Source organism: Rhizobacter sp. P1_G5, from assembly GCF_056405435.1.
The window spans coordinates 1-5734 of the sequence record NZ_JBFUCB010000395.1 but is presented as its reverse complement, the minus strand read 5'-3'; the positions used below and the strand labels follow the sequence as shown (position 1 = coordinate 5734).

Genomic DNA, 5734 nt, shown 5'->3' with positions numbered 1-5734 from the left:
GCCTTGATCTGGTTCTCCTGCTTCTGCTGCCCGTCGGAGAACTTCAGGTCGACGTCGGCGGCCTTCGCCGCGGACTTCACCGATTCGGTGTTCGCCGTGCGCCATTCGCTCTCCGCGCCGGTCTGCGCGAAACCGATCACCAGTCGCTTGCCCGCGGCCGCACACAAGCCGGGAGCGAGCGACCAGCCCGCCGCGGCGAGCAGGCTGGCGACCAGCGTTCTCTTGTTCATCTGCATGATGTCTCCTTCCGATGGAACAGGACAGGCCGGCATGGCGGGATGCCACCCGGGTCCGGGTGATGCCGCGGCCCTCAGCCCGGGTACCAGACCTGGCGCGGGTCGTCGAGGGCGCGGCGATACGACCAGGCTGTCTCGACCAGCCTGGCCATGTCGTACTTCGGCCGCCAGCCGAGAAGAAATCGGGCCTTGGTGTTGTCGAGCCAGGTCGAGTGGTACGTCGTCCTGACGGGCACGAACGGCACGCCCCGCGTGCGAGCGAGGTAGTCGCCCAGCACGCCGTAGTCGACCGGCTCGTCCATGGCGATGTTCATCAGCTGCTGCCGCGCCCGAGGGTGATCGACCGCGATGCAGATGGCGTCGACGAGGTCGTCCACATGCACAAAATTGCGCTGCACCGGAACGCCCGCCTCGTCGAGCATCACGGGCACCGCACCGCTGGCGACATGTGCGGCGGCTGCTTCGGCGCCCACCAGATCGCACCAGCGCGGCCCGCCGAACACATCGGGGCCGAAGGACAGCTGGAACCTGAAGTCGTCCTTCTCCATGATCCAGGGGGCGCGCAGGCAGCAGCCGTTGAGGCCGTACTGGACGAAGTACTGCTGCAGCATCACTTCTTCGAGCACCTTCGACAAGGCATAGCAGCCGGGGTAGGCGCTGTGGGGCTGTGTCTCGACGACCGGCACCGGGTGCGGATAGAAGAAGTGGCCCACGCCTGCATCACCACCGACGAGCAGGAACTGTTCGAAGCCCGGGCTGCTGCGGCAGGCCTCGAGCAGCCAGAACATGCCCTTCACGGCAACGTCCATGACGTCGTCGGGCGTTTCCTTGCTGGTGGCCAGGTGCAGCACATGGGTCACGCCGTCCAGGGCGCGGTTGACATCGTCGCGGTTCTGGATCGAGCCCTGCACGCATTCGAGGCGATCGTGCGCCTCGAGGGCCCGTCGATGCGTGAAGGCGCGAAACACGAAGCGGTCGAACGCCGGATCGTGCAGCGCGCGCCCAAGAAAGGCCTGCCCCACCTTGCCGGCCGCGCCCGTGACGAGCATCCGGCCCCTGCCCTCACCGGTTCGCTTCATGAATGCAGCTCCTCATCGGTGGCCATGGCCGCTCTCAGCCTCGTCTGCGTCGGCGGCAGTCCGAGCCTGTCCGCATGGGACAGCAGCAGGCCGATGCGTGCCTGCTTCTTCGACGCGTGGTTCTGCGCGATGTCGGCAAGGCGATGTGCAAGGAACGGATTGAGCAGGCGATCGCGAAGGACGGCGAGGTAGTCGCGCGCCTCGCGGCCTTCGCCGAGGGCGTCGAACACCGGCATCACCTCGTCGTTCCAGACCGCTTCCAGCTCGGCGCGCAACGACGCATCGCCCAGGGCCTGCAGGACGGTTTCATCGCGCGGCCGCCCGCCGGCCAGCCAGCGTTCGGCGAGAAACGTGTGACCGAGGTTCAGCAGCATCAGCTTCAATCGCTCGAAGCGCCCCAGTTCGTCGGTCAGGACGATGGCCGGATGTGTGCACGGCAGCACCATTGCGCGTTGCCGCTCGATCGCCCACAGGGCATACGGTTCGGCGACCGCGCCGACCGGAACGAGGGGCTCCGACACGATGCGATCGACCAGCGAGTTGACCCACACGCACTCGTCGTGCAGGTAGTCGATGAAGGACGCCGGCGCCTGCCACGCCTTCGCGAGTTCGCAGACGACTGCACGCAGCGCATCGCCGTTCCTCGGCACGAGCTCGCACGGGAACAGGGACGGCCCACCGCCCGGCTGATGCCGCCAGCGGCGATACAGCAGCACGGCCAGCTTCGCAGGGAAGCTGCGCGGCGCGGCCGTGCCGGCACCGGACAACAAGGACAGCCCGTCGGCGGGATCGAGCGCGTAGCCGCGTTCGCCCGTGTTCGACACGATGACGCGGACGTCCGTCGCGACGGCCTCCATGACCTGCGGCCAATGGGTGTCCGCATGCCAGGCCTGCCGCACCGAGTCGACGTGCACGGTCTCGGACACGCGGCGCCCGTCGAGCAGGCCGCGAACCTCGACGGGATAGCCCGCGCCGCCGGCCAGCGCGGCCGTTCGCGCCGTGCTCTGCACGCTGCCCGTCGTCTGCACGACGGCGATGCCTCCGAGGGCCTCGCCCCGCGCGAGCGCCTGCGACACGAACAGGTCCACGTGCGCCTGCAGGAAGCGGCCGGTGCCGAACTGAAGGATGGGCAATGCCATGGTGCGAACCCTCAGCACTCGACGATGGCCTTGACCACGCGCCGCGACGGGTCGAGCAGCTGCACGAAGTCGGCGGGCAGGTTCGCGAGAGCGAGCCGGTGCGTGTTCAGCGCCGCGTGCGGGATCCTGCCCGCACGCATGGCGGCGAGCACGGTCTCGAAATCCTCCATCGTGGCGTTGCGGCTGCCCAGCAGGGTCGCCTCGCGCTTGTGGAACTCGGGGTCGGCGAAGGCGATGTCGTCGCGCACGACGGAGACCAGCACGTACTTGCCGCCGTGGGCGATGAAACGAAAGCCGCGTTCCATGGCGCGGGCGTTGCCGGTGGCGTCGAACACGACGTCGAAGAAGTCGCCGCCGGTCAGCCGCGACAGCTCCGCCTCGTCGCCCTGGCCGATCGTCACGCCGGCATGCGCGCCGAGGTGCTCGCAACAGAAGTCGACGCGATCGCGGCGCGTGTCGAGCGCGGTGACGGTGGCGCCGCGCAGGACGGCGAACGCCAGTGCCGCCATGCCGATGGGCCCGGTGCCGACGACCAGCACGCGCTGGCCGGGCTGGACGTCGCCACGCCGCACGGCGTGTGCGCCGATGGCCAGGAACTCGAGCATCGCCGCCTGGTCGAGCGTGACGCCTTCTGCCTTGTGAACGAAGGCCTGTGGAACGCTGATGTACTCGGTGAAGGCCCCGTCGCGGTGGACGCCCAGCACCTGGATGGCSACGCAGCAGTTGGTCTTGCCCTGGCGGCATGCGATGCAGCGGCCGCACGACAGGTAGGGCATCACGAACACCGGGTCATCGACCGCCAGCGCACTGCCGGCGGGTGCTTCGGCCACGGTGCCGGAGAACTCGTGGCCCATGACGCGCGGGTAGTCGAGATAGGGTTGATGGCCGGTGAAGATGTGCAGGTCGGTACCGCACACCCCCACCCGCCGCACCCGCAGCAGCACCTCGCCTTCGCCGCGCAGGGGCATCTCCCTGTCCACGACACGCAAGGTGCCCGGGGTGTCGCAGATCACGGTCAGCATGACGCTCCCTTCGAGTCGGTCAGTACAGGACGTTCTTCGCTTCGGTCGACTCGATGTTCTTCTTGGTCACCATCACCACGCCGGTGTCGAGGAACTTCGGCACCTTCTTGCCCTGGCTCGCTTCGACCGCAGTCTTCACGCCCAGGTGGCCCATCTGGTAGGCGCTCTGCACGGCGATGGCTTCGAGCGTGCCGTCCTTGATGAAGCCCTGCAGGTCGCCGTTGCCGTCGAAGCCGATGGCCACCACCTTGCCCGCCTTGCCCGACTGCACGAGCGCGCGGCCCATGCCGATCGCGGTCGGCTCGTTGGCGCCGAAGATGCCCTTCAGGTCGGCGTTCGCCGCGAGCACGTCGGTGGTCTGGTTCAACGCCGTTCCCATCTGCGAGTTCGAATAGAACGGGCCCACGACCTGCAGCTTCGAGTGGGCCTCGATGTACTTGCGGAAGCCCCCGACGCGGCCGATCTCCGAACCGGAGCCTGCCGTGTACGACATGATCGCGATCTTGCCCGTCGTGCCGATCTTGGCGATCAGGGCCTGCGCGCACAGTTCGCCCGCCTTCTTGTTGTCCGTGGCGAGGAAGGACTGGTAGTAGTCCTTGCCCGCGTCGCTGGCCGCGGAGTCGATCAGGATCACCGGGATCTTGGCCTCCCAGGCCTTCTTCATCGCGGGAATCAGCGCATCGGGATCGGACGGCGCGAGCACGATGGCCGCCACCTTGCGGTTCACGGCGTTCTCGACCAGCGCGACCTGGCCGGCGAGATCGGTGTCCGACGCCGCGCCCTGGAAGCTGGCGGTGTAGCCCTTGAGTTCGCCGGCGGCGGCGATCGATCCCTTCTTCACGTTCTGCCAGAAATCCGAGTTCGCGGTCTTCACGATGACGGCGATCTCCTTGTCTGCGGACGATGCCGCAGATGCGGCGAACAGGAACGTGGATGCGAACAGGGTGGTCAGGAATTTTTTCATGTCAGTCCTCTTGATGAACGAGCTTGTCTCTCTCCAATTCCCGGGCGGGCCTGCCGGTGAGGTGTCATCTGCGATGACGCATCTGGTCGATCCACACGGTGAGCAGGATGACCAGACCGATGATGATTTGCTGCGTGAAGGCGGACACGCCGCCCATGTTCAGGCCGTTGCGCAGGATGCCGATCACGAAGGCACCGATGACGGTGCCCGATATCGTCCCGACGCCACCCGATAGCGAGGTGCCGCCGATCACCGCGGCGGCGATCGCGTCGAGCTCGTACATCAGGCCTTCGCTCGGTTGGGCGGTGACCAGGCGCGACATGAGCACGCAGCCCGTCAGCCCCGCGAGCGTTCCCGACAGCACGTAGGCAAAGACGGTGACGCCGCGCACGTCCACGCCCGACAGGCGCGCCGCCTCGGWGTTCGAACCGATGGCATAGATGAAGCGGCCGAGCGTGGTGCGGTTGAGCAGCACCGCCACCGCGACGGCCAGCGCGATCATCAGCAGCACCGGGTAGGGAATGCCCGGGAACACGACGTCCGGGAATCCATCGGCGCCGATCTTGACGATGCGGCCCAGCGATCCGTTGCCGAGTGCCGCGAACCCCTCGCCGAGTCCGCCGATGGCCTTGGCATCGGTGATCTGCAGCGCCACGCCGCGCGCGACCATCATCATGCCCAGCGTCGCGATGAACGGCGGCAGCCTGAGCAAGGTCACGCACAGGCCGTTGACGAGCCCGCACAAGGCCCCCACCGCCAGCCCGCACAGCATGCCCAGCGGCACCGGCAGGCCCGCCTTCACCGCCAGCGCGGCGACGACACCCGCCAACGCGAGGATGGCGCCCACCGACAGGTCGATCCCGCCGGTGATGATCACGCAGGTCGCGCCGATGCCGAGGTAGGCGATGGAGGTCACCTGCAGCGCGACCGTCATGCCGTTGCCGACGGAGAGGAACGAGTCGCTCACGAACGAGAACACCGCCGTGAGCGCGATCAGGCTCGCCAGCGCCGCGAACTTCTGGAACAGGTCTTTCTGCTTGTCGGTCATGGGGTGCCTGGCCTGGTCATGCAGCCGCGCGTGCCGGCCGGCCCGAGGCGAAATGCATGATTTCTTCCTGTGAGGTCCTGCGCGTGTCGAGCGTGCCGGTTATGCGCCCGGCATGGAACACCGCCACCCGATCGGTCATGCCCAGGATCTCGGGCAGCTCCGAGCTGATGAGCACCACGCCGATGCCTTGCGCGGCGAGTTCGTCGAGCAGTTGGTAGATGGCGTACTTCGCGCCCACGTCGATGC

At 67.6% G+C, this 5734-nt stretch carries 5 protein-coding genes and 2 pseudogenes; all 7 read right to left on the bottom strand.

The window, feature by feature from the left end:
* Positions 1–236: pseudogene (locus tag AC1D12_RS22785) on the bottom strand (LacI family transcriptional regulator); the annotation flags it as partial.
* 74 nt (positions 237–310) lie between these two features.
* The gene (locus AC1D12_RS22780) at positions 311–1315 is read right to left on the bottom strand and encodes an NAD-dependent epimerase/dehydratase family protein (protein ID WP_477825060.1); all 1005 of its coding nucleotides are present in this window, start codon (positions 1313–1315) and stop codon (positions 311–313) included.
* Complete coding sequence (locus AC1D12_RS22775; protein WP_477825059.1) at positions 1312–2454, bottom strand: mannitol dehydrogenase family protein; 1143 nt, start codon at positions 2452–2454, stop codon at positions 1312–1314. Before AC1D12_RS22775 ends, AC1D12_RS22780 begins: the two co-directional genes overlap by 4 nt.
* A gap of 11 nt (positions 2455–2465) precedes the next feature.
* Positions 2466–3476: a zinc-binding alcohol dehydrogenase family protein gene (locus AC1D12_RS22770; protein ID WP_477825058.1), complete on the bottom strand. Its 1011-nt coding sequence runs from the start codon at positions 3474–3476 to the stop codon at positions 2466–2468.
* A 19-nt stretch (positions 3477–3495) separates the two neighbouring features.
* Positions 3496–4440: an ABC transporter substrate-binding protein gene (locus AC1D12_RS22765; RefSeq protein ID WP_477825057.1), complete on the bottom strand. Its 945-nt coding sequence runs from the start codon at positions 4438–4440 to the stop codon at positions 3496–3498.
* A 64-nt stretch (positions 4441–4504) separates the two neighbouring features.
* Positions 4505–5488, bottom strand: a complete 984-nt coding sequence (locus AC1D12_RS22760) for an ABC transporter permease (RefSeq protein ID WP_477843031.1) — start codon at positions 5486–5488, stop codon at positions 4505–4507.
* 16 nt (positions 5489–5504) lie between these two features.
* Positions 5505–5734 (bottom strand): annotated as a pseudogene (locus AC1D12_RS22755) (D-xylose ABC transporter ATP-binding protein); the annotation flags it as partial.

Coding starts and splice junctions, on each gene's coding strand:
- AC1D12_RS22765 (WP_477825057.1), bottom strand. CDS start 4,440: ATGAAAAAATTCCTGACCACCCTGTTCGCATCCACGTTCCTGTTCGCC.
- AC1D12_RS22775 (WP_477825059.1), bottom strand. CDS start 2,454: ATGGCATTGCCCATCCTTCAGTTCGGCACCGGCCGCTTCCTGCAGGCG.
- AC1D12_RS22780 (WP_477825060.1), bottom strand. CDS start 1,315: ATGAAGCGAACCGGTGAGGGCAGGGGCCGGATGCTCGTCACGGGCGCG.